Below are 25,763 nucleotides of genomic sequence, written 5' to 3'. Positions count from 1 at the left end.
GGTGTGCAAATTGGGGAAGTTTGCATCTTTTGTTGGCTTGTAAGTGGCTTGTATCTAGGTGGTGACAACCATAATAAAATGTCAGATTGTTGCGTAATATTTGTTATGAATTGGAACCATCCAAGTGCGCTTTAATTAAATTGGGTTTACAAAATTAACCATAAAAAACATAGTTTTGTGATTTTTGTTGTAAATAAAGTGCAACCCAGAATCAAATATCCTCATGACGGAAAAAAAGTCGCACTTTGGTGAATAAATTTCGTCTCTTGTCCTGCTCGGTATCAGGTGTTTAAAAGTAGTAACCAAAGTTTAAGTTAAAACGGCGCTCCGTATCGTCGCTGTCACCTGCAATTGAACCACCGACGAATGGCTGGTTTTTCGCATTGACAAAGTCTAAATAAGAAAAGAAAGCGCCCGCAGACATAGACACGCCAGTCACATTCATCCAAGTATCACTGCTGTTGTCCGATTTGTCATAGATAATGCCAAAATCGTTATAAAACTGCAGAGAGTTAATTGGGCCCAATTTTACTTTCATGCTATAAGCAATGTTCATATTGGACATGGTCGCTTGCGCGGCGATTGAGTCGTAAAACGCGTAAGCACCCACTGCAATGCGATCGACACTGGCGATGTTATAGTCATATTCGCCGTGCTGTAGTTGTAAATTCCACGGTCCAATATTGGCGTTTAAATGTACCGCCCAGGCTTGGTAATCTCCCGCTTTTGAAACCCCATTATGCAAGTCCCCCATTAAACCCGAAACGCCTAACTCGGTGGTACCACCGCTGTGCTTGAAGTGATAACCATAGCGCCCAGAAAAGGTATTGTATTCACCGAGTGGTTGTGTGGGGTCGTCATAGATTCCATCTGTGGGGGATCTAAAGCCAACAATATCATAGGAGTAGCGATCGCTGCGATCTTCTACATATCCATCTACACCGCCTAGTTCATCGTTTTTAAAGAAACCGAGATCGAGTTGCCAGTTGTCTGCAAGTTTACGTTTGAATAGCACCCCCATGTCATGGTCATCTTCAAGCCCAACATAATAGGTTGTGCCAAAGAACCAACTATGGGAATTATATGGCCAGTTACCGAATGGCACTTTGGTTAAACCAACTTGCGCTTGCCAGTCTTTAGCAAAGTCATAATAGAGGTAGGCATACTTTACCGCAGTCATATAATCGAAATACCGCCACTCGGCGTTTAAGCCAAAGCCGCCAATATTGCCTGAGAAATTTATGCGAAATACATCTAACTCAAAATCGCCACCTCGATTTTTATTGTCATCGTCGTACGATGTATGACTGAAGTTTGTGCGCACGGCACCACCGACTTTGATGCTTGGTTTAGAGGCCTGTTCTTTAGCCTTAGCTTTTTGTTTAGCCTCAGCTTGCTTGGTTTTCTCAAGCTGGGTGATCCGCTGTTGTAACTTGAGCAGCTGCTGCTTGAGCTCTGCCAGCTCTTCATCTGAGGCTAAAGCAGGCGTAGCGCCCACTTGCAGTACAAGTGCGATGGCAAGACATGCTTTGGTATTAAGCGGCATGGGTGGACATCCATATAACAGTGGCTATTGCTCCTAAGCGTAGTTGACTATTGATTAGTTTGCACAGTGGGATTAAGTGTTGAGCTCACTGAAAATTTTTAATCTTTTTGTATAGTTGAGGATCTACAACTATATTTTTTGAATGCTCACAGGAAGTTTTCGCTATGAATATTTCGCAAAAGTTACGTCTCGCATTCATCACTGCCATTGTTGTCCCGCTCGTCATTATTGCCGCCATTGTGATCAGTCAAACTCGACAGCTTGCCATTGATAAATTTGTTGAAATGAGCAGCCGAGAGGCACAGCAAATAGACAATGGGATCAGCATGTTTTTTGATGAAGTGGCGAAGAATGTCACTTACCTGTCCGGTCACCCAGATGTGCAAAATGGCGGTACTAATGTTTCAGTATACATTGATAACCCCAGTGCAAAACAAATGACACCTGATACGGGCACTACTGTGGAGCAGCGACTCTTTGATTTGTATAATCAGTTTGGCCGCTCCCATCCGGGCATTTCATACATCTACTTTGGCAACCCTGAAGGGGGATATATTCAGTGGCCTAAAGGGCAGGTGAGTGCACAATATGACCCCCGCGTAAGGCCTTGGTACACCACTGGCAAGCGCGCGAATGGGCAAACCTCATTGACGGATGCTTATTATTGGGAGCCCGACGATACAGCGATTATTTCAACGGTTAAGGCCGTGAAGTCTAATGGCCAGTTTATTGGCGTTCAGGGGATGGATGTCTCTTTGAAGGGTTTAACCGATATTATCAAAAGTATTAAATTGGGTGAAACGGGTTATTTGATGTTGGAAGAAGATACCGGCACGATTTTGGTGAATGCGAAGCACCCTGATTACACCTTTAAACACATCGATGAAGTCGAAAATGGCCTGTATCGTGAGCTCAACCGCAGCCCCGACGGGCTGTTTGAAATTACCATCGATGGTACCGAATATTTTTCAAATATTTATACGTCAAAAACACTGGGCTGGAAATTCATCGCTTTTGTGGAGCAACAAGAAGTGATGAGTACGGCCAACAACATGATGTGGACACTCATTGTGATTAGCCTGATATTAGTGGCTGTTTTCATTGTGTTGGCAACGTATATTGCGGGCTTACTTTCAGGCCCGATTGTGAATGTGAGTGACGGCTTGACGGCGATATCTCAAGGTGGCGGGGATTTAACTAAGCGATTGGACGTGAATACGCAAGATGAAACGGGCAGATTGGCGGAGAGTTTTAACCAATTTCTCAATCTCATTGCGCAGCTGGTACAGCAAATCAATCACTGTGCTCAACAGGTCAATCAAACAGCGCTGGCAACGGCAGGGCAAGCCGATGAATTAACGGGCTCCACAAGTTCACAGCAACAAGCGTTGGAGATGGCCGCAACGGCAATCAACGAAATGGCAGCCACAGCTAATGAAGTCGCGTCTAGTTGCGCCAATGCCGCAGAGCTTGCTACGCAAACGCAGCATGCGTCTGAGCTTGGTCAAACCGTGATCACAGAAACGGTTCACAGCGTGGCAGATCTGTCTGATGTGATTAACCGTGCGACAACGGACATCACAAAACTCGACAGTGAAAGCGAAAACATTATGTCGATCTTGAGTGTGATCCGTGGAATTGCTGAGCAAACTAACTTATTAGCACTGAATGCTGCGATTGAGGCGGCCCGGGCAGGAGAGCATGGACGGGGGTTTGCGGTAGTCGCTGACGAGGTACGCGCATTGTCGCAGCGTACTTCCGAGTCGACAGAAGAAATTGCGTCTCAGCTTGATAAGCTACGCAAAATGACCGAAGGCGTGTCGAGCGACATGAAAAACAGTTTAACCAGAACGGAAAAGACGGTGGAATTGACGCACTCGGCGCAAAATCAATTTATCGAGATAACTCAGTCTATTCAAAATATCAGTGATCTAAATACCCAAATTGCTACGGCGGCCGAAGAGCAGCAACATGTTGCGGAAGATATCAATCGCAATGTGGTAGAGATAAAAAATGCCGCGGATAGTGTCAGTGTGATTGCCAATGACACCTGTGATAATGGAGAAAAAATGACAGGCTTATCACATCAGCTCACAGAGCTGGTGGGTAAATTTAAAGTTTAAGCCCATAAAAATGTAAAATTTGCCGCTATTTTAATCAAAATTGTTGAAGATCATTCATAGTGCGTAAATGAGGTTTACTCGGTGAAAGTGGGTCGGTAATGTAAGGACAGTTAGAGACAATTTATAGGTGGATCATGGAATTTTCCGAATCGGTAAAATTAGCGAGAACCGAAACAGGGCTTGAGTATTTTGAGGTAAACAGCCCATTATGCCAAGCAAAGATCTTTCTTCAGGGGGCGCAACTTACGGAGTTTATTCCGACTGGAAAAGCTGATTTGATGTGGGTATCTGCTGATGAAGACTATCAGGAGGGCAAGTCTGTCAGAGGTGGTATTCCGATTTGTTGGCCTTGGTTTGGCACGCATGAAAACCCTGACTGGCCAGCGCATGGTGTCGCGAGAAAAGTCGTTTGGCGAGCTGAGCAGGTTATTGAAACCGCTGAGGCTGTGCGTATTTCTTTGTCGTTGCCTATGGTGATGATAGACGATACTTACTGGCCTCATGAATCTAGGCTTGAGGTTGAGTTCATTCTGAGCGATGCATTGGAAGTAAGGCTGACCAATACAAATTTAGGTAATGAGCCGTTTTCACTTACTCAAGCATTACATACTTACTTGCCTACCTCAGATATCAAGGCGACCCAAGTAGACGGGTTGCAAGGCGCACAATTTATCGAGTTTGGGGAAGGGCCGTTTAAGCAGGATGGCATTGTCGAATTTGCCCGTGAAACAGATATGGTTTACACACAGGCGGCGCCCGTGCAAACAATTCGCACGCCAGATGGCGTGATTGAAGTATCTAGAGAAAACTCCACTTCATGTGTGCTTTGGAATCCGTGGATTGCGAAATCTAAGCGTTTAAGTAACTTCCAAGACGAAGAGTACTTGGGCATGTTGTGTTTGGAAGCTGCCAATGTGCTAGAAGACATCGCAACGGTCGAGCCGGGTCAAAGTCACACTCTGATGACAAAAGTTCGCTGGTTGTAATCTTTTAGAATCTACTTGATTGGCGTATCCTAGCGATATTTATTGGTTGGGATACGCAGTATTAATGATGACCGTATTGATCATTGATGACAACGTAGAAGTGCGACTCAGCATCGCTTACTTTTTAGAAGATCAAGGCTTTGATGTCATTGAAGCCGAATCCCCCGATATTGCTAAACAGTTACTGAGCGTAAAGGCGATATCACTTATTTTACTCGATATGAATTTCACGCGGGATACCACCTCAGGAGAGGAAGGTCTTGGGTTTTTACACTGGTTACATACGCAACCTGAGCCTCCTGCCGTTATATGTCTGACTGGTTGGGGAAGCGTCTCGCTTGCTGTTCAAGCATTGCAGATGGGCGCCAGTGACTTTATTGAAAAGCCCTGGCAAAACGACGCATTACTGGCCTCAATCCAACAGCAAGTGAGGCTAGCTGATCGTCAAAAAGCACGCTTAGCGCAGCTCAGTAACCATTTACCAAAGACAGTCAAAAGCCAACAAGGCTATATTTGGCAGTCACCCATAATGCGCGCTTTGGAATCTCAGTTATCACGTATTGCACGCACAGATGCGGCTCTTTTGCTCTGTGGCGAGAGTGGCGTGGGTAAAAGCCATGCAGTGGAAAAGCTGCATGCACAATCCCAAAGAGCACAGGGCCCCTTGGTGAGTGTTAATGTCGGTGCCCTGTCAGCCAGCCTTTTTGAAAGCGAATTATTTGGTCATATGAAAGGGGCTTTCACGGATGCAAAAATGGCTCGAGATGGTCGGTTTACGACCGCAGATGGTGGTACATTGTTTTTGGATGAAATTGCTACGTTAGCAATGCCTTTGCAAGCCAAGCTATTGCGAGTGCTAGAGTCGGGTGAATACGAAGTACTGGGCAGTAGTCAGACCCTTCGCAGTGACGTCCGTGTGATCTGTGCGACTAATGCAGATCTGAATGAGTTGGTTGAACAAGGTTTGTTTCGCAATGACTTACTGTATCGCATAAATACCTTTGTATTTGAACTGCCTCCTCTGCGACAACGTAAAGAAGATATTGTGCCGTTTGCACAATACGTATTGGCACATCATGCGCAGCGATACCAGATGGCAGTCAAACCATTGAGTGATGAAGTGATAGCTGCACTGCAAAGCTACCCATGGCCGGGCAATATTCGTGAGCTCAGTCATGTGATGGAACGTGCTTTGCTGATGAGTGATGGCGATCAAATTGTGTTGCATGATTGTCAGCTGCGTTTGGCCAGATCAAACTTAAAACCCACACCCCAACACGGTGTTTCATATGCTCAACAGCAAACGCTTGCAGAGATTGAAAAGGCAGCAATTACCAGAGTGTTCTCTGAGGAAAAGGGGATGGTGGGCAGCTCTGCTAAACGACTCGGGATAAGTAAGTCTTCACTATATCGGCGACTTGATAAATACGGATTAAAGAATGAAGGCTAACTTGGAGCGAGGTCTTCAGCTATATATGCTGATGTTGAATAGCTTCATTGGCCTACTGATATGTGTGTGCGTTAATCATTTTTACCTTTCGATTTATTCTGCTGTGGCGGTTGGCCTGGGCATTTTTACGGTCTTACAAGCTTTCGCACTGCGATTGAACAAGCGCGTTATAGGGGTATTTAAACGTGCGAATATTCAACTTGAAGCCATGCAGCAAAGCGACTTTAACCATCAGTTGAAGCCTCATTTTTTGTCTGGTGAAGTGGCCGAATTTGAGCATAGATTGGTGGCACTGAGTGAGCAGCTACACAGGGATAAAGCGAAATACAATCGTCAGTTGTTCGTGGTATATCAACTGATTGACAAGCTATCTAGCCCAATTTGGATATTCGATGATAATGATGAGCTCAGTTATGCTAATCCGGCGTTTGAGTTGATTTATCATGTCCCTTGGCAAAGTGCGAAAGGGCGTACTATTGAACAACTAGACCTCGAAAATCAGCATGGGGAGTGGCGCTTTAAACACGACTCATTGCGTCAAAATTGGACTTTACATAGCAGCGAGTTTTTCGAAGCGGGGCAAAGGCACCGCTTAGTCATTGCAACGGATGTGCGCAAGGCCTTGCGCCACCAAGAGCTAGCGGCTTGGCAGCGACTGCTCAGAGTCATTGGTCATGAAATACATAACTCGTTGTCTCCGGTCAGCTCATTGGCCCAAAGTTTGAGATCGAAAGTAGCACAACCGCGAGACCAAAATGCTTTGACCGTTATCGAGCAGCGCAGTGCTCACCTTCAACAGTTTGTGGCGCGTTATAATCAAATTGCTAGGCCGCTAGATTTACGTCGAGAAAAGGTAGTGCTGAACGATCTTTTGATGTCCATCAAAAAGCTATTCAGCGAAATGTACGATGATCAACACATCGACTTGGAGTGCTCTGTGCGTTTTTGTTCGTGCGATCCGCAGTTATTGGAGCAAGTACTTATAAACCTACTTAAAAATGCATTTGAAGCGAATTTAACCCAGCAACCGCCTGGTAAATATGTGCAACTTAGCGCTAACTATCAGGCTCGCCATGTGGTGATTTCAATTGCAGATCAAGGTGGTGGATTTGCAAATTTAGACAACGCAATGACCCCATTTTACTCTACCAAGTCGGATGGTCAGGGAATTGGCATCACGTTAAGTCGGCAAATTATTGAGCAGCATGGTGGGAGCCTAACAGTAAGCAATGGTTTACACGGAGCGGAAATAAAAATCGCCTTACCCAATTGATAATAATTCTCATTACTATATAATTCTATTCCTATCTCTGAGTGGCTGTGCACAACGCATAGGCCACAATATGGTTTGGCTAACGCAGCGAGGAGTGCATTATGTTAGTGTTGTATCCGTTTATAGCTTTTTTGCTCATGACTTTTGTTCTAAAGAATATGCAACTTCCAAATCATACAAAGTTGTGGCTAAGCCGTGTGAGTGTGTGGAGTGTTGCCGCAGCGATGGCTGTGGCGAAATTTACGCTTGGTCTTAGCGCCTTGTTTTCTATGGCGGCATTTTTCGTTGTCGGAATAATATTAACGCTGTTTACTTCTCTAGGTGCGATGGCACGTCACGATTAACCCTTTCTTGAACACGAAAATTGGCTTACTGTTCATAGGTAAGGTAATCGTGCAAGGGATAATCAATGCGAAAAGGCATGCTACTGTTTTTAGTGGCTGGACTTTGGGTGAGTTCATTAGCGGCATATGGCAACGAATGGCTGACCATTTCTACCCCACATTTTAAAATACATTTCCAACCTCAACACCGCGCGTGGGGCACAGCCACGGCGACTGAATTAGAAAAAGTGCGTTCACAAGTATTGGTTGAGCAATCGCGTGCGCTCGATGTCATCGTGGATGCTGTGATCTTAGATCCGTTTAATTTGCCGAACGGTTATGCACTGCCTAGCTCTGATAGCCCCTTGATGGTGTTGTATGTTACGCCACCGCAATCGGACATGGAAATTGCCCACCACCAAAGCTGGCTTCAATTACTGGTTTTACATGAATACATTCACTTAGTGCATTTATCTCAACCTAGCAGGCATAACAATAAACAGTGGCTGCGAGATTTAAATGATGGTTATGACTTAGCAACAGCGGCATTACCTCGCTGGGTAGCGGAAGGGTATGCCACCTTACAAGAGTCTAAACTGACAGGTAAAGGTCGGTTATTTGATAATTATAGCGAGGCTTTATTGCGTGCGTTTGCGCGTCAGGGCGCATTACTGCCGTATTCAGCACTAAACTTTGGAGACGGTAGCTATCGCGCCAGTGCGATGGCCTACTTGCTTGGTGCACGGTTCTTGGCTTGGCTAGAAAAGCGGCATGGGGAGGATACTTTAGATGCCGTTTGGACTCGCCTCGTTGCCGTTGAAGCGCGCGGTTTTGAATCTGCGTTCAGCGGGATATTTGGCCAAACCGCGCAGCAGTTGTATCGTCGTTTTATTGCTGAATTTACCTACCAAGCAATGCAAGAGGAACAGCAGATGGCGCCCTCTGCTAGTCATGAGTTTATGCGTTTTCCTTTTGCAGCTCGCGGCATTCAACTCTCACCAAATAAGCGTCAATTTGTTGCGGTTGAGATAGATAGAGAGCGTAGAACGCGATTAAGCGTTTATGCCAGTGAGCAAAATGACCAGGCACTGACACAGTTTAATCAGCAACAAGCCGCGTTATTGGCAAAGGATCCCAGCGATATTCCTGATAAAGTGCCTGATTCATTCTTGCATGAAGTGCTGGCTTCTTATGTGCCAGTTAATTTTTCAGGCGTCTCGCATCCTCAATGGGCGAATGAAGAAACACTGTATTTTGTTGCGATGAATAAAACCAATTCGGGTAATCGCATCAATGATTTATATCGCTGGGATATTTCCAACAACCACGCTGTACGCGTCTCCCATAATTTAGGGGTGCGTCGATTTACCTTTATCAACCAGACTGAGATCATCGCTGAACGTGTTCACAATGGGCTGTCTCAATTAGTGCGTTTTAACCTTGAGACGCAGACCGTGGCAGATCTATTGGCAGGCAGTTTACATACCGCTTTTGATTATCCTGTCATGGACGGATCAGGGCAACGGCTTGCTTATTTGAAACAAACGCCAGAGCTTGGATGGCAAATACATATTGCGCCCATTAATTCGCTGCAAAAGAGCAACGAAGTTGTCCCCCTGCCGGAGTATACTCAGTATGTTACGGCACCTAGATGGCATAACAAATTGAATATATTGTATTTTATTGCAGGGCGCCAAGGGGAGTTAGGGGTATATCAGTATGATTTATCCACTCGAGTACTGCGTTTACTCAACACAGGTGGCCATGTATTTGAGGAGGTAATAGGTCACCTTGATGCGCAGTTGCTATTTTTAGAGAGTACAGCATATGGGTCTAAGCTGTCTGCGCTTTCTGTACCTCAGCATGCCGGGACAATGGTGAAGACCAAACTGCCTAGAAATACCACAAAACTGGGTACAGATAACAGCGCCGCGCAATGGCAAATCTCGCCTTATCAAGCGATTGATCAAGATTGGTCTGCGACGATGGCTTTGCATGGTGCATCTGCAAGCGAGTACAGTTTGGGCTTGGGTTTTACGGGTTCGGATGTATTGAAGCAGATCAGTTGGCAAGTGGGTGCCAATCTGAGCCCCAGTAATGCGTTTTTAAAGGGCGGTTATGCGGACTTGAAGTATCAGGCTCAAGGTTTTCAACTACACAATGCATTGAGCGTGTTCGATTTAAACCTCGACAGGCAAGCGGGCAAACGACTGACAGAGCGGACTCATTTCGACAGTTGGTCTAATTCATTAGAACTCACGACGTCACGAGAAGGCGATAAATGGCGCTGGCAGCCGAGTGTAGGATGGCATGCAGAAAAACAGACATCGAATTTGCATCACAGCTATTGGTTGGGCAGTCGATTTTCATATTTGCATGATCAACAGACTTTTGCGTTGGGTGCTAATGTGGATGCTGCTTACATTTGGGGGGAAAGTCAAGGTCACCGCGTTGAACTAGGGGGTTATGCCAAACTCTGGGAGTGGCCAATTATCTTGAAGTCTAGTAATCGATACCGTACGTCGGCGGCGTTGCACCTTGGCGGATATAGTATTAATAGTATCTATGAAGGTTTTAGTGCTGCTATGGTACAAGGCGCTGAGTTACCTTTCTTTTTTGCAACGGGTAAGCACTATTTAGGGTATGAATTTGCAACCAGTTGGCAGCTTGGGATGCCGCGTTTATTTATAAAACGTCATCGTCTAGACAGCAAATTCATCGCACAAAGCTGGGGGGCAAAGTGGCAGCTCGATTTGAGTCGCAAGGTGCTGGGCAATGCCGCACAGTTTGCGCCTGCCGGTGTGTCTAATTTGCGCTTAGATATCGGGTTAAGTCGAGTGAACAGTGATGAATTTGAAGATGAGTGGCGCGCTTGGCTTGGTATTTGGCATGCTTTGTAACGCGTTATCTTAAATATAAAAGGCGGACTGACGTCCGCCTTTACAATTGGTTGGTTTGTTAGAACTAAATTACTTACTCAGTGTAGCTCGCTACAAGCTTAACGCCAGAATATGCGCTATATCCACGCAACATGACCCAATATTTACCTGCGCCACCTGTGATGTTACATGTTTCACTATTACCCCAGCGATAAGGGCGGCAGTCATACGTTGAGGTGGTCGGTTTGTCACCTTTTCGTACATACAGATCGGCATCACCAGAACCGCCAGAAATACTCACCGTGACATTAGATGCACCGGCTGGTAGGTCGAGGTAATAGAATGCAGTATCAGATCGTGCGCCGCTCAACCCTTCTTTTGCAACCCCATTGATGAGCTTCGCTGGGTCATTATTTGGGTCTACCAATGTAACGTCTTTTGATGTTGTCGCTGAGGCGCCACTTGAGTCGGTTACCGTTAACGAAACAGTGTACTTACCATATGAAGCATAGTTGTGGTTAACGGTAGCACCAAAGCCGTTACTGGAGGCGTCACCATAGTTCCACTCATATTGGCTAATTGCACCATTTGGAGAGCTTGATGCACTGCCATCAAAGTTACAACTGAGCGCATTACAATTGAGCGAGAAGTCAGCAACCGGCATCGGATCGCTATTGTTGTCACCATCAGGGATTTGGTTATTGAAGTGTGATGCCACTTTTGGCCAAATCAAGCTGACTTTTGCCCCCTTGTTATGGCAACCGCCTAAGTGGTGTAAAGCAATAACTTTGTTAGTCGCCGCAGCTAGTACCGGTGAGCCTGAAGAGCCGCCAATGGTGTCACAGTAGTAACCTAAGTCTGTACCAGTCCCTCTGCCATTGGCATTGGCATTATTCACTGAACATAAGCCATCGGTGTCGCGATCTGACTCAATAGACAGCTCTTTCGGATTACCCGAACCGTGTTGAGGGATATAGATGCGCTCACCTTGTGTCGCATTGCGCACATCTAAGCCAAAGTAACCAAACGGTTGAGCTTTGGCGAAATCGTTAATCGTGAATAGCGTATAATCCAGAGTATAGTCTGTTGACAGGAAGTCTTTACCGGTTACTTTCACCACGGTCTCACGTGTCGAGCCATTACATGATGTGTGTTGATAGTTGAACCATACCTCAGTGTTGGATAGTTCTGATGCACTTTCTACACAGTGGTTATTGGTAAACATACGGTTGTCTGGACCAACACGCCAGCCGGTACATAAGCCACTGCCATTCATCAGCAGGCGAGCAACAGGACGGCTACGCTCAAACTCAGTCGGGTGAGTGCTTGCCCAGCACTGAACGTCCTTTCTTTCCATCGCGCCACAAGTAGAGCTGATCCCTACGTCTGCTGCAGGCGCCATGTGTAATTCATTTTCAATGCCATGGTCATAGTAATCGATGATGGCATTTTGACTGACTGTGTTCTGAGTGCCAGGTGTGTACTCTACAACTGCGGTATCCGCAGAAATAGACATGGCAGAGAAACTAGTGACACCATCATCGCCTTGGCTGAGCGTTGCGGCACGCATATTTTGTTCAGTGTATTCATAGCGCTCACTGCCATCCTCTGAACGGACCACCAATTTGCCACCGCCCGCTAAGCTAATGTTTTTAAAATGTAGCTTTAAATAGCTCGCATTAGGGTGGGAGACTTTTTGGGTGATAACTTGAGTTGCATTGTCACCAGTGAATGTCGCAATGGCATGAGGCTGAATTTCTAAATTTAATTCAGCACGTTTACCAATCGTAGCCATGCTTGCTTTGCTGGTGTATTGCATCATCTGTGCTTCAGTGAGTGCAGTTGTTTGCGCAACGCTGCTCGCGGATGCGAGCGCGAGCGCAGATAGTAAATAACGAGTTTTCATTTATGTTCCTTGTTAGTGTGGTGTTGAATAAAAATTAAACATCCACAAAACAAAATAATCCTATAAAACCCAATTGTAAAGAAATTGATAATTAAATATTTTTATTGTGTGTATTTTTTTATCTGTTGCTTGAGAGCGCGTCTTGCTTAGCTTGAAAAAGTGCCCGTTTTTCAGGATCGGAAGATTTTTCAACGGCAAGAGTCAGAAAGCGCGCCGTCATGTCCAATTCACCTTTTACATAGTAAATACGTGCCAGTTCAAAATACGGTTCTGGGATATAGGGCACTTCCAAAATGACTTCCTTCAACTCCCTTATTGCCTTGTTATATTTACCCTTTTTGACAGAGCGCTGAGCGACTTGAATCTTGTCGAAAGGGGTCGAGGCGTTACTGTCTAAGCTTGCTTCAAGGTGCGCAACGAGGACAGGATTGGTTTGTGTTTTGGCTAAAGACAGGTAATTCACCAGTAAATTTTGGCTGGTGAGTCCGTGATTTTTTGCGTATTCGAAAATCTGTAATGCGTGCGCTTTTTTATCGCTTCGGCGGTGTAAAACGGCGGCAAGGTTAATTAACTCTGGGTCATATGGGGTATAGATCAGTGCTTTTGTTAATAAACTGTAGCTTTCATCAAATTGTTCATCTAGCAGGGCGTCCACAGACTTATTCGCGTAATACTTTGCGACGAGATCGTGATAGTGTGCCGCATCTATAAAAAAGCTATCCTGAGCAGGGAAATAATCTACCACAGTGCCTGCGCGAAGAATTTCAAATTCGTTTGCACCAGTGACGCGCTTTGGGGCCAGTAGTTTAGTTCGAAAATGGTTTGAGATCAGGATGGTGTTATTATCTTTGCGAAAAACAGGGATCGTGCCAACCTCTCGAAAGGTGGTTTCTATCTGTGCGAGATTAGCATATGCTTGCGTTAAAATTGCCAGTGATATGCAGTTCCCCTCATTTCTAGTTAAAGACTCCTGTGCCGTGAGTGTTGCTCCATCATATGTGAAGTTATCTAAACGTTGCTCCAGATAATTAAATACAACTTTATCAGGTCGTATCCCTTGTTCTACCTGTTTATTGAAGTGTGCTAAAAACTTCCGCTGTTCTTGTTGTGGTAGTAAGAATATCTCGGATTCTTCAATGGTGGGTTGGACCTGAAATGCATTTTCACTAAACAGAGTATTAACGAAGGGAATCGCTGTTTCTGGCACTTCTTTTGAGCTATTACAGGCAGTTATTAGAAACAAAATAGAGAGTAACGCCAAGCTTTTCATCATAAAAATAATTCCTTCAAGATGACAAATAATAGCTACTTTATGTCACTAATCTTTAAATTTATCAATTATTTATCAATAAAAAAGGAACTGAATGCCAAGCGTGTCTACAACGAATGTGGCTTAGCACCTAGGATATGGTTTTTATATTTCGTTGTTTCAATTCCGGAATTGACACGCAGTATTTTCGAATTTGCTACCTGTAAAAGTTACGTTTTTCCATAAGGGTATGAAAATTATAGTTTTTATTTTTGGTACGCTTCTGGCTCTGTAGATTGCCAATATTACATTTGATGATGAGCTATTTTGAAGAGTGAATAATGTATGGACATAAACCTTCCGCCGCGACAACACACCAAAGCACGTAAATACCGCTGGTTTCTGGCTGGGCTGGCCTGTTTAATTTTAAGCCTTGCGGTGTTTTGGTATCAATCCAATTCAGTAATGGGTGTTGCACGACACTCGCTCATAATAGATACCGCTAAGCGCGGCCCGTTAACGTTACAGGTGGAGGCCTTTGGTAAGTTGAAGAGTGCACGGCAGCAAATTATTACAACGCCAAGTGCAGGAATTATTGTCGAAGTTGTGAGGAAGGCGGGTCAATCGGTAAAAAAAGGTGAAGTGATTGCGACACTGAAAAATGATGACTTGGCGCTACAGCTTACGCAAATGCAACAACAACTTGAGGCACTAAAGATACAATATGAAATAGATAAAATCAGACAACACCGAGAGATGCTCACCGAGCAGGCGACGCTAGATCGTATGATGGGTAAGCTATCAACATTGCAAATTCGCTATCGTGCGCAGCATGAATTGGCAAAGCAAGGTATTGTATCTCAATTTTCATTTTTGCAAACTCAGGCCGAGCGAGACAGCATGAAACGCCGAATTGGCAGTGCGCAAGCGCGAATGTCGCAACTTCACACCATGCATAGTAAAGAGCTGGCCATAACCAAGAATAAAGTCTCGTTAAAGGAGCTGGAGCTTGTGGCATTGCATCGCAAGGTTGCGGCACTCACGATTCGTGCCCCCAGTGACGGGGTGATAGAGCAGATGCCGTTAGCTGTGGGTGAAAATGTGCAAAGTGGTGGCTACATTGCGTCTATCGGTAACCAAAAAGAGTTGACTGCTGTATTACAGGTTGCGCAATCAGAGGCGCAAAAAATTAAGTTGGGGCAGCGTGTTAAAGTAATGATTCGCAATACTGAGGTGGCTGCTTTCGTTACGCGTATTGACCCTGTTGTAACCAACCACAGTGTGTTAGTTGAGGCTGCTTTACCAAGTGACTTACCAACATCCACAATGCCTAAGATGAGTGTTGAAGCGGCTATTATCATCGAAAACCTGCAAGATGTAGTATACATTCGTCGGCCGAGCAGCCAATCAACAGTGCAAAATGGACGTCTGTATCGAGTTTTGGGCGCTGACAGGCTGGAGTTAATAAATGTAGAGTTTGGTGAGCAAACTGGTCGTTACATTGTTGTGGAGCAAGGCCTCCAAGCAGGGCAGTCTGTGATTATTTCAGATCTCAATCACCTAGTTCAGCAAAGCACAACCCTCGAGATGCAATAGGAGCTGATATGAAAAACATGATCGAAATGGCAGGTATCGGGAAGGTATTTGAAACTGCAGACTTGCAAACACATGCGTTGAGAAATATCGATATTACCATCGAGCAAGGGGAATTTGTTGCGGTATCTGGGCCCTCAGGGTGTGGTAAGTCGACGTTGCTGTCAATTATGGGGTTGCTAGAGCCGCCCACGTCGGGCAGCTACACATTGGCAGGGCAGTCAGTAGATACTTTAACTGTCGACCAGCGCGCGGCATTTAGAAATCAGCATATCGGCTTTATATTTCAATCATTCAATCTTGTCGACTCCATGACGGTGTTTGAAAATGTTGCATTGCCGCTGCGTTATCGTGAGCCTAGACCTAGTGCTCAGGTCGCAAAAGACGTTGTGCTGGAGTGCCTAGATAAAGTTGGGCTATCTCACCGAATTACGCATACACCAAATCAGCTATCTGGCGGACAACAGCAGCGCGTAGCCATTGCGAGAGCCTTGGTGACACGGCCGAGTATTTTGTTAATAGATGAAGCGACTGGCAACCTAGATTCAAAAAGCGGCGATGCGGTGATGTCATTAATTGGTGAGTTGCACTTGCAGGGGGCTACCATTTGTATGGTTACTCACGATCCTCGATATGCGGGTATGGCATCGAGACAAATTAAACTCTTTGATGGTGAATTGCTCGGTACAGCGTATAAATCGGCAACACCGTTCGTAACCGGTTCACTACCGTTGTAGCCCATGCTGAATATGGACGCAGTAGAACGTGAGGAAACATCCTATGTGGAATGAGCAATTCAGCGCGATCTTAGCGCTGTATAAAAATGTCAGATTCACTCTGTTATTTGTTGTTTTGTTGGCATTTGCCCTAGCTGGTGGGTTATTGGTGAGTTTGATCGCTTGGCATGCTTACTCACCACTCCCTTACAAAGATGCAGATAGATTGGTCTGGTTGCATGGCGCTATCGCTGACAAACAAGGCCAGTTAGTTATGAACGGGGCGCTTTCAAATATTGCCGCACAGTATATTGCGGATAATTCTTCTCAATTGGACCTTGTGACCCCCATTTATTTTGGAGAAAGTCTACTCGAAGGACACAGAGCGCAGCCGCAAGTGAACATGGCGTACACTTATGCCAATTATTTTGAATTATTTGGATTGAACTTACGCGCAGGTCGACCCTTTGATAGTCGGCGCAATGCTCACAGCGCAAGTAGAGAAGCGGTCGTGAGTGAATGTTTTGCAAAACGCTATTTGATGTCGAGAGATACGCTGCAAGGGGCCGTGACCGATATAATCTCGCGTACCATTCACTTAGATCGACAGAGTTACCGTGTTGTTGGGGTGGTTGAATGTAGTGATCGCATACCTCAATTAAAGAATGCCAATCATCATACCGATGTATTTGTCGACTTTACGGCGGTTGTTGATCGAGAAAACCCACTACGAGAGCATTTGTCGGTGAGATACGAAACATTCGTTGTGGGTCGGCTTAAATCCGAGCGCGAAATTAAACCAATGGCTTCACAAGTGGTCGCTCACCTAAATCAAAAGTTCAGAGAGAGCTTAGTAAGTATTGAACAGAGTAAAGAATTACAGCTGAATTTTGAATATAGGCCTCTTACAAAACTGATAAAGGGGGAAGTACAAAATATTGGCAATTGGGTGTTCTTGGGAGGTGCAGCTTTTTTATTGATCACACTGGTCAATCTATTTACGTATTACTTTCTAGATTTTAAAAAGCAACAAGCCGAGTTAGCCCTGAAAGTGACGTTGGGGGCTAAGGTGGGCACATTGCGCAGTGCACATTTAGTTCAACTTGGTACGCTATTTTTCATTGCGGCAATTGGTGCGATGTTACTCAGTGAACTTGGCGTTGTTGTGATCAGAAACCTTGCAGCAGATACCTATGCCCACATGAACTGGCTACGTGTGAGCTGGTGGCATCACATAGTCATGGTGGTGGCGGCGCTGCTAATATCTGTTTTTTTTGCGTATTGTGGATTTGCGCAGTTGCCTCTTCAGCACCTACATAGTCAGCTTCACGGTGGTAATAAAGGTCAAGCGAAACAGTTACCTATTTGGTTGAGTAATAGTGTGTTAGTGACCCAACTGAGCGTGGGCTTGGTGGTACTATGTTTGAGTTTTTGGCTATTTGTGTATTTTGCAAATCGCCTTTTCATTCCTACGGGCGTAGAACCTAACGGCGTATTGTTTATTGAACGTCAACAAGTTTCGTGGGGCCAGGACAGTTCGGAGGTGGATGCGCGAAAGCAATTATTTTTAGCCAATCAGCGAGCATTGAAATCTCACCCGAAAGTTGAGGCTGTGGCATTGAGCGCCCTTGCGCCATTCGATCTTAGCTATGTTGCCCGTATTGGTAAAACGCCGCAAAGCGCTGAGCATATCGCGATGCATTCGCAGCTAGTGGGGGTCGGGTATTTCGATTTACTGTCGTTGCAAATTGTTGCCGGACGCGATTTTAATGTGCGGGACATCGATGCGCGCGAAGGGGTCATTATCAATCGTGAAGCAGCACGTTTGTTAGCTTTAGACGCAAGTGATATTGGAAAATGGATTTATCATGGTCACCAAGCACCAACACGGTTACTGGGGATTGTTGATAATATCTTTACCCATGACACAGGCTTCTACGCCATTGTGTATTTCCCACATAATTTCTACGAAACGAATATGCTGGTGAAACTCAAAACGGGTCAAAGTATGAGTAAAGAAGAGGCGATTCAGGTGCTTAAGCGTCAAGAAGTGACGCAAAATATTAGGCAGCTCGAAACGCTTGCTTTACAAGTAGAAGAATTAAACCAATCTGCCAAACTTAGTTTGTACGGCGGGATTGGCTTGTGCTTTTTGATAATTGCACAAGTCCTCGTGGGCCTGTATGGGTTACTTGGAAACCTTGCCTTTAGTGAGCGCCCCGTACTACGTATTAAACAGCAGGTGGGTGCTAAACGCATCCAGTTAATACGCGAGCAAATGTTACTTCGACTGGGGCACTTTTTTTTGGCAACACTGTTAGCAACAAGCGTCATCCTAATTACATCCAGTGTGATACCTGCAATGGGGTTAACGCTATTAATTTGCTACTTATTAGCTTTGCTAATGACCTTTAGCTTACTGTTTTTTATAGATATACACCATGTCTACCAGCAGTTGAAAAAAGATTGAAGAGTTGTAACAGATTCTTACAAATGTCACACCCAGTGTGATGCAAACCTTGATAAGATAGCATTAGGAAATTATCAATAGGTGCGGTTATGCAATCAAACATACTAAAATGGATATTACCCTTCGTGGCGTTGGGTATCGGTATCGCTGGGTTTATGGGTATAAATGCTGCTGCAAAAGGCGATGAGGGGTCAGATGTCGTTGACACCAGACCTGTCGTTGAAGTTGAAGCATTACAAGCTCAAGATCATCAAGTGGTGATCAACAGTTATGGTGAGGTTCAGCCGTTAGAGCAAACCATGTTGTCGGTTCAAGTGTCAGGTGAAATTGACTATTGGCATCCAAACTTTGTGGCTGGTGGTGTTATCAACAAAGGTGATGTGCTCTTAAAAATTGAAAAAGACAATTATCAGGCGGCAGTATTGCAAGCAGAGGCCGCACTTTCTAGTGCAAAAGCACAACTTATTGAAGAGCAAGCGTTAGCAGATGTCGCTGCGGATGAAGCTAAACGCTTTCCTAACAAAAAGCACACCGACTTATTTCTGCGTAAACCTCAGCTACTTAGCGCCAATGCGGCCGTTAAATCTGCACAGGCTGCACTGAGTAGAGCACAGCGTGATTTAGATAACTGTGAGGTCGTGTCGCCATTTAATGCACTCGTTGTGTCTCGAGACGTTGGTCTGGGTCAATTTGTGAATACGGGCGCGGCGGTTGCAAGGCTTAACAACATTGAACAAGCTGAAATAATCATCCCGATTGCGGGTTTTGACTCTATATTCTTGCCTGAAAATGTCTCTGGTATTGAGGCCACACTATCGCAAAAAGGTATCAATGGATTTACGCGCCAAGCCTATATCCATCGTGACTTAGGCGTTGTCGACCAGCAAACGCGTATGAATAACTTGGTGGTGCGTATTGATGACCCATACGGACTCACTAACAATGCACCTGCCATTAAATTTGGCACCTATGTACAAGTTCAATTTGCAGGTAAGACATTAAGACAGATTTATCGCCTGCCGCAGGAGTTAGTGAATAATCAAACTGTTTGGTTATTAAACTCAAATGCAGAATTAGAGCCTCGTGAAGTGCAGGTGATCCGTGAAGAAGGTGCTTATTACTTGGTGGGTGAAGGCCTATCAAATAGTGATACTGTGGTGGTCACTTTACCTGAATACCCGCAACGAGGCATGGCCGTTAAAGTTGCTGGCAGTGAGGAAGGTATAGGAGAATCTGACAATGTGGGAAAGCTGTAGCGGCAGGGAATGACTATGACTGATCAAATCAAAACTTCCCAAAAAGGGTTGATTGCGTATTTTGCGCATAATCCTGTTGCCGCCAACCTGATGATGGTATTCATTATCATCATGGGTATTGTGAGCTACATGACGATTCAACGACAGATGTTCCCAAGTATTGAGCTGAACTTCGTCAGTATCAATGCTAACTACCCGGGCGCATCACCGCAGGAAATCGAAGAGAGTATTCTGATTAAAATTGAAGAAGCACTCAAAGATGTGACTGAAATCGACAAAGGTGTTTATCGTGCACGTCGTGGTAGTGGCAGTGTGCAACTTGAGATAGATACCGATGCTGATTTAAGCGATGTGGTTGATAAAGTTCGCACCCGAGTTGATGGGATCGCAACTTTCCCCGCCGCAATGGAGCCGGTGCGTGTGCAGCAAGTAGAGTTTCGTCAAGACGTTATTCAGATGGCGCTTGCGGCGGATATCCCACTTGCAGAGTTAAAGCCTTTAGCCAAAGAAGTTGAAGACGAGTTATTACAGTTGGGTAATGTCTCTTTGGTTGAGCGTAGCACACCAGCTTACGAGATCGCCATTGAAATTGACCCCGATACTTTGCGTCGATATGGTCTCACCATTAATGATGTCAGTAACTCTATTCGCCGCTATTCAGCAAATATGTCTGCAGGTCAAATTCGCACGGATGCAGGGATCATTTCTGTACGTGTCGAAAACCAGAAATACCGTGGCAATGAATTTAAACGTATTCCTGTGAAGGTCGGTGATAATGGTGCAAAGGTGTACTTGCAAGATGTCGCCGTGATCAAAGACGAATTTGTCGAAGGTGAGTTCTACTTCAAGCAAAATGGCGTTAATGCTGCGTTTCTTTCGGTAAAAGCCACCAAAGAACAGAACATGGTGCCTATCGCTCGAACAATACATGCTTACATTGAAGAGAAAAACAAAACATTGCCTGCGGGTGTGTCGTTGTCGCCAATTGTGGATATGACTTATTACCTTGATGCGCGTCTCGAAATGATGAAGAAGAATATGCTTCAAGGTGCGCTATTAGTTGCCATTATGTTGACGATATTCTTGCGTTTTAAGCTGGCTCTGTGGGTAATGATTGGCCTGCCAGTGTGTTTCTTAGGCGCGATTATGCTGATGCCTGCATTTGGGATCAGCATCAATATAGTCTCTTTGTTTGCATTTATTATGGTATTGGGGATTGTGGTCGATGATGCCATCGTCATCGGAGAAGCCTCCTATACCGAAATAGAACGCAGCGGTCCAAGTGTTGATAGCGTCGTCAGAGGTGCGAAGCGTGTGGCTACCCCCGCTACCTTTGGTGTCTTGACTACTATGGCGGTATTTGCACCCATGGTGATGTCTAGCGGCCCACAAGGTGCCTTCTTTAAATCCATCTCCATTGTTGTCATTCTGTGCTTGGTATTCAGTTTAATTGAATCAAAATGGATATTACCAGCGCACTTGGCACACACTAAGTTTAAACCAATGCGTGAGGGTAGCTGGCGCGCTAAATTTAATAAGCGTTTCTTTGCTTTCGTGAATGGACCTTATCGAAATGCTGTGCAAAAGTGTGTTGAGTGGCGTTGGGCCGTTTTCACTGGCTTTATCGCGCTGTTTTTGATCAGTATTTCCTTGATCACATCTAGCCAAGTTCGCTTTATTCCACTACCGAAAGTACCCCATGACTATCCGCTAGTTAAAATCCTGCTCAACGATAATGTGTCAGATGAGCAGACACTTGCTGCAGTCACACAAGTTGAAAAAATGATGCTAGATGTGGATAAGCAGATCGAGCAGGAATACGGGCAAAAGATGCTGAAAGACATTCTCGTTTGGAACGAAGGTCGCAGCGAAGGCTCAGTCCTTGCGGTATTAGTGGACGAAGAGTTACGCCCATTTGATGCATTCGAATTATCTCGACGGTGGCGTGAAAATATGCCGACCATTGCGGGTGTGAAATCTCTCCTCGTGATTGATGACGTGAATGATCAGGGCAATGGCGATGGTGAATTTGGATATTTACTATACGGTCCAGATATCGATACGTTGAATGCTGCGGGTAGGCACTTTATCTCAATGTTGCAGCAAGAAAAGGGGCTGTTTGATATCAGTTCTACCATTGACCCGCCAAGTAAAGAGGTGCAGCTGTCGTTAAAGCCGGTCGCCTATGAATTAGGTCTTACTCTGTCAGATATTGCTAACCAAATTGGTGATAGCTTTTACGGTGGAGAAGCACAACGTGTGATCCGAGATGGTGAAGAAATCCGTGTGATGGTGCGTTATCCTGAGCTCGATCGAGAAGCGGTGGCATCTTTGAAATATGCGCTGGTAAAAACACCTGCAGGACGTGAAGTGGTGCTGGGTGATGTGGTTGAATTTACTGAAAAGCCAGGCGTAAGCTACATTCGTCGCGAGGGTGGTTACCGCACTGTGTACGTTTATGGCAGCATTGATGAGCAAGCAATTGAGCCATCTGCGGTAGTAGAAAACATCAAAGACAATCTCTTGCCTAAGCTATATGAGCAATATCCAGGTGTTAAATCTGAATTAGGTGGCTCTGTAGAAGAGACTCAAGCACAGGCGGATGAGCAAGTGATGTTCTTCGTGGCGGGGATGTTGATTGTGTATATTTTATTAGCGGTGCCGCTGAAGAGTTACTCTCAGCCGTTGATAATCATGTCGGTTATTCCATTTAGCTTGATAGGTGCCGTTTGGGGCCACTGGTTAAATGGTTTGGATATGAGCATGATGTCGACCTTTGGTCTCATTGCGGCCGCAGGTGTCGTTATCAATGATTCTCTTGTTATGACGGATTACGTGAACCAAGTCCGTAAAGAGGGTGTGAGATTGAAAGATGCGGTAATTGAGGCCGGGTGTGCACGCTTTAGAGCGATCACATTAACGTCAATTACGACATTTGCGGGTGTAACACCGATCATTTTTGAAACGAGCTTACAGGCTAAATTTGTAATTCCAATGGCTATTTCTCTCGGCTTTGCCGTGTTGTTTGCCACGTTAATCACATTAGTTCTGGTACCGTGTTTGTACATTATTTTAGTTGATGTACAAAGTGCATTTAGCAAGTTGAAGAAAAAAGTGAAAGGCCGTAATAAGGAAGTAGGTAAGTTCCGTAACGCTTAAGTCAGCATTTTACACACATTTAAAAACCCAGCTTTTATGCTGGGTTTTTTTGTATTTTTGTAAAACTCGAGATGGTGTCAGCCTCGTTACATTCCCTTTCTACAGGTTTGTGTTTGTTATGTTATAAAGTATTATCATTTCAAAGCGTCTGATAAGACAAGTGATAACTTATATACAGTGCTAGCGCACGGACTTATTGTAAGCTAGCAGACTGTTTTTATGAATATATACAGTGCCAAACTCGCAGCTGTACCAAGTTCTTGGCTGTGATAGACTGGATAAATAAGAATAAATCAGGAACAGATACATGACCAAAGCGCTTACCCCACCAGTGGCAAAAAAAGTACCCCATAAAATGGAAATTCATGGCCATCAAAGGACAGATAATTATTACTGGATGCGCGATGATAACCGTCAAAACGAAGACGTTCTGGAACATTTAAAAGCCGAAAACAGCTATTGTGAAGCGGTGATGGAACCGCATACTGCGTTACAGGATACGCTTTTTGAAGAGATGAAAGGGCGTATTGTTAAAGATGACTCATCTGTGCCGGTAAAAGATGGGCGCTACTGGTATACCAATGAGGTAAGCGGTGAAGAAGAGTATGGCCGTCATTATCGTGGCTCAAACGAGCAAATGGACAACAAAGAATTACTGCTCGATGTTAATGAGTTAGCAAAAGAGCATGAGTTTTATGAACTTGCTGAGCTGATGGTGAGTCCTGATGATACGTTGCTTGCATACAGTGAAGACATTGATGGTCGCCGCATTTATACCACTCGGTTTAAAGACATTGCTACCAAGACGTTGTTAGACGATGTGCTTGTAGAAACAGAAGGTCAAATTGTGTGGGGCAATGACAATAAATCTGTTTTCTACGTAAAAAAGGATCTCCAAACTTTACTTGGTTTTCAAGTTTATCGCCATGTGCTCGGCACACCTCAAAGCGATGATGTACTCGTTTATGAGGAACAAGATCGACAGTTTTATATGGGCTTAGGCAAAAGTCGAGATGAAAGCCAAATTTTTATCTATCTGTCTGCAACCGAAACCAGTGATACGCTGTTTTTAGATGCCAACAACCCAAGTGGAGAGTTTAAGCGTTTATTGGCACGTCAAGAAGGTCATGAGTATGGTATCGAAAAATTTGGAGACGACTACTACCTGCTAACAAACAATGATGCCAAGAACTTTCGTATGGTGCGTGCTACGGCCGCTGATATTAATGACCCGAGTAAATGGGTAGAGATCATTGCCCATCGTGAACAGGTACTCATTGAGGGACTGGAACTGTTTGACAGTCACTTTGTTATCACTGAGCGCGAGCGTGGACAAATCAGATTTGTTGTACATGATTATCAAGGTTCAAGTTATCAGCTCGGGTTTGAAGATGAGTGCTATTACGCTGGTGTTGGGTACAACCCAGAGCCAAGCGCCAAAACAGTGCGCGTCACTTATTCGAGTTTGACCACACCGAGTAGTGTTTATGATTGTGACTTGGTAACGGGCCAAAAAGTGCTTAAAAAGCAGGTCAAAGTACTTGGTGACTTTTGTCCAGCAGATTATGCGTCAGAGCGGTTGCATATCCCAGCTCGAGACGGCGCAAAGGTGCCTGTGTCGATTGTGTATCGAAAATCACTGTTCAACAAAGATGGCACTAACCCTCTGTTGCAGTATGGTTATGGCGCATATGGGTATACGATTGATCCCGTGTTCTCAAGTTCAACCCTTAGTCTTTTAGACCGAGGGTTTGTGTATGTTATTGCCCATATTAGAGGCTCAGAAATGCTTGGGCGTCAGTGGTATGATTTTGGCAAGAAAGAATACAAAGAAAATAGCTTTAACGATTTTGTTGACGTCACGCGCGCATTGGTAGAGATGAAATATGGTGCGTCAGACAAAATTTTTGCATCGGGTGGCAGCGCAGGTGGTCTATTGATGGGAGCGGTTATAAACCAAGCGCCAGAGCTTTACCGCGGCATAGGTTGCCACGTTCCGTTTCTGGATGTATTAACGACCATGTTGGACGAAACTATACCCCTTACCACGAATGAATATGACGAGTGGGGTAACCCCAATGATAAGCAGTATCACGATGTTATTTTATCTTATTCTCCCTATGACAATCTGGCGGCAAAGAGCTATCCTAATACTCTGGTTACGACGGGATTACATGATTCTCAAGTTCAGTATTGGGAACCAATGAAATGGGTCGCGAAACTGAGAGAGTTAAAGACAGATAATAATCTCTTGGTCTTTAAAACAGATATGGACTCGGGTCACGGTGGCGCGTCGGGTAGGTTCAAAAGCTTACATGAAAAAGCACTTGAAATGGCTTTTTTCATTTCTTTGCTTCCCGAGCTACAAGCTGACTAATCAATTACCGCGGTGCTTTTTGTGCCGCATTTAAGGTATTAGAGAGGGTGGCATGTTTACGGTACACGGGCAATGGCAAATTGATATCACGCCCCCCAATGTTTTTGTTAACTTAGTTGGGGCTTTTAATTGCGAGGGAATGACAGCGCTGGAACAAGAAGCGCGTCGCATGTGGCGCAAGTATGATCCTGGTCAGCTTTATTGTGCTGTCATTAACTTGAGTGAATTTGAAATGACGACAGTGGATAGTATCGATGCGCTCAAGGACTACTTTGTAGATATGGAGCGGCGAGGGTATCGCCGTATAGACTACATTGGCATTAATGCGCTCTCTAGAAAAATAATCAGTGAGCTGTGCTCACAAAGCGATATTCAAGTGCAGTTGTATCTTGATGTTGCTACATATCTGAGTCAGCACCCCACGAATCGGGGTGCCGCTCAGTGGCTGAGTGAGTAG

The 25,763-nt window shown here is 44.9% G+C and carries 16 protein-coding genes; 13 read left to right on the top strand and 3 right to left on the bottom strand.

Annotated elements, in window-relative coordinates; all coding sequences use genetic code 11:
• Positions 1-289 precede the first annotated feature (289 nt).
• Positions 290-1,546 (bottom strand): hypothetical protein, encoded by a 1,257-nt coding sequence (locus A7985_RS23120; RefSeq protein WP_063381477.1) that lies wholly within the window; start codon positions 1,544-1,546, stop codon positions 290-292.
• Positions 1,547-1,710: 164 nt separating this feature from the next.
• On the opposite strand from A7985_RS23120, the gene A7985_RS23115 reads away from it, so the two are divergent.
• The 6 genes from A7985_RS23115 (at position 1,711) to A7985_RS23090 (ending at position 10,601) form a co-directional block, all read left to right on the top strand.
• Positions 1,711-3,669 (top strand): methyl-accepting chemotaxis protein, encoded by a 1,959-nt coding sequence (locus A7985_RS23115; protein ID WP_065792778.1) that lies wholly within the window; start codon positions 1,711-1,713, stop codon positions 3,667-3,669.
• 134 nt (positions 3,670-3,803) lie between these two features.
• On the top strand, positions 3,804-4,655 hold the full coding sequence (locus A7985_RS23110; protein WP_065792777.1) for a D-hexose-6-phosphate mutarotase: 852 nt from the start codon (positions 3,804-3,806) through the stop codon (positions 4,653-4,655).
• Positions 4,656-4,719: 64 nt separating this feature from the next.
• A complete protein-coding gene (locus A7985_RS23105; protein ID WP_256096839.1) occupies positions 4,720-6,105 on the top strand; it encodes a sigma-54-dependent transcriptional regulator in 1,386 nt (461 codons plus the stop codon).
• On the top strand, positions 6,095-7,378 hold the full coding sequence (locus tag A7985_RS23100) for a sensor histidine kinase (protein ID WP_065792776.1): 1,284 nt from the start codon (positions 6,095-6,097) through the stop codon (positions 7,376-7,378). Before A7985_RS23105 ends, A7985_RS23100 begins: the two co-directional genes overlap by 11 nt.
• A gap of 101 nt (positions 7,379-7,479) precedes the next feature.
• The gene (locus tag A7985_RS23095; protein WP_065792775.1) at positions 7,480-7,722 is read left to right on the top strand and encodes a hypothetical protein; all 243 of its coding nucleotides are present in this window, start codon (positions 7,480-7,482) and stop codon (positions 7,720-7,722) included.
• Positions 7,723-7,787: 65 nt separating this feature from the next.
• Positions 7,788-10,601, top strand: coding sequence for a hypothetical protein (locus A7985_RS23090; RefSeq protein WP_065792774.1), 2,814 nt, complete (start codon positions 7,788-7,790; stop codon positions 10,599-10,601).
• Positions 10,602-10,674: 73 nt separating this feature from the next.
• Here A7985_RS23090 and A7985_RS23085 read toward each other — a convergent pair whose 3' ends face one another.
• Entirely contained in the window at positions 10,675-12,486 is a 1,812-nt protein-coding gene (locus tag A7985_RS23085; RefSeq protein WP_065792773.1) for a PKD domain-containing protein, read from the bottom strand.
• A 118-nt stretch (positions 12,487-12,604) separates the two neighbouring features.
• Positions 12,605-13,759 carry a tetratricopeptide repeat protein gene (locus tag A7985_RS23080; protein ID WP_081310694.1) on the bottom strand — a complete coding sequence of 385 codons (1,155 nt, stop codon included), beginning with the start codon at positions 13,757-13,759 and terminating at the stop codon, positions 12,605-12,607.
• A 321-nt stretch (positions 13,760-14,080) separates the two neighbouring features.
• On the opposite strand from A7985_RS23080, the gene A7985_RS23075 reads away from it, so the two are divergent.
• The 7 genes from A7985_RS23075 to A7985_RS23045 all read left to right on the top strand — a co-directional run bounded on the left by A7985_RS23075 (position 14,081) and on the right by A7985_RS23045 (position 25,763).
• A complete protein-coding gene (locus A7985_RS23075; protein ID WP_065792772.1) occupies positions 14,081-15,331 on the top strand; it encodes an efflux RND transporter periplasmic adaptor subunit in 1,251 nt (416 codons plus the stop codon).
• A gap of 17 nt (positions 15,332-15,348) precedes the next feature.
• On the top strand, positions 15,349-16,065 hold the full coding sequence (locus A7985_RS23070) for an ABC transporter ATP-binding protein (protein WP_065792806.1): 717 nt from the start codon (positions 15,349-15,351) through the stop codon (positions 16,063-16,065).
• Between the two features lie 43 nt (positions 16,066-16,108).
• Positions 16,109-18,514, top strand: a complete 2,406-nt coding sequence (locus A7985_RS23065; protein ID WP_065792771.1) for an ABC transporter permease — start codon at positions 16,109-16,111, stop codon at positions 18,512-18,514.
• 89 nt (positions 18,515-18,603) lie between these two features.
• Positions 18,604-19,770, top strand: coding sequence for an efflux RND transporter periplasmic adaptor subunit (locus A7985_RS23060; RefSeq protein ID WP_065792770.1), 1,167 nt, complete (start codon positions 18,604-18,606; stop codon positions 19,768-19,770).
• Between the two features lie 15 nt (positions 19,771-19,785).
• Positions 19,786-22,929 carry an efflux RND transporter permease subunit gene (locus A7985_RS23055; protein WP_065792769.1) on the top strand — a complete coding sequence of 1,048 codons (3,144 nt, stop codon included), beginning with the start codon at positions 19,786-19,788 and terminating at the stop codon, positions 22,927-22,929.
• A gap of 307 nt (positions 22,930-23,236) precedes the next feature.
• Positions 23,237-25,306 carry a S9 family peptidase gene (locus tag A7985_RS23050; RefSeq protein WP_065792768.1) on the top strand — a complete coding sequence of 690 codons (2,070 nt, stop codon included), beginning with the start codon at positions 23,237-23,239 and terminating at the stop codon, positions 25,304-25,306.
• 52 nt (positions 25,307-25,358) lie between these two features.
• Positions 25,359-25,763: a hypothetical protein gene (locus A7985_RS23045; RefSeq protein ID WP_065792767.1), complete on the top strand. Its 405-nt coding sequence runs from the start codon at positions 25,359-25,361 to the stop codon at positions 25,761-25,763.

This window comes from Pseudoalteromonas luteoviolacea (assembly GCF_001696455.1).
GTDB lineage: Bacteria > Pseudomonadota > Gammaproteobacteria > Enterobacterales > Alteromonadaceae > Pseudoalteromonas > Pseudoalteromonas luteoviolacea_C.
Note: the sequence above shows the minus strand (reverse complement) of the source record. Positions and strands in the feature narration are given on the sequence as shown.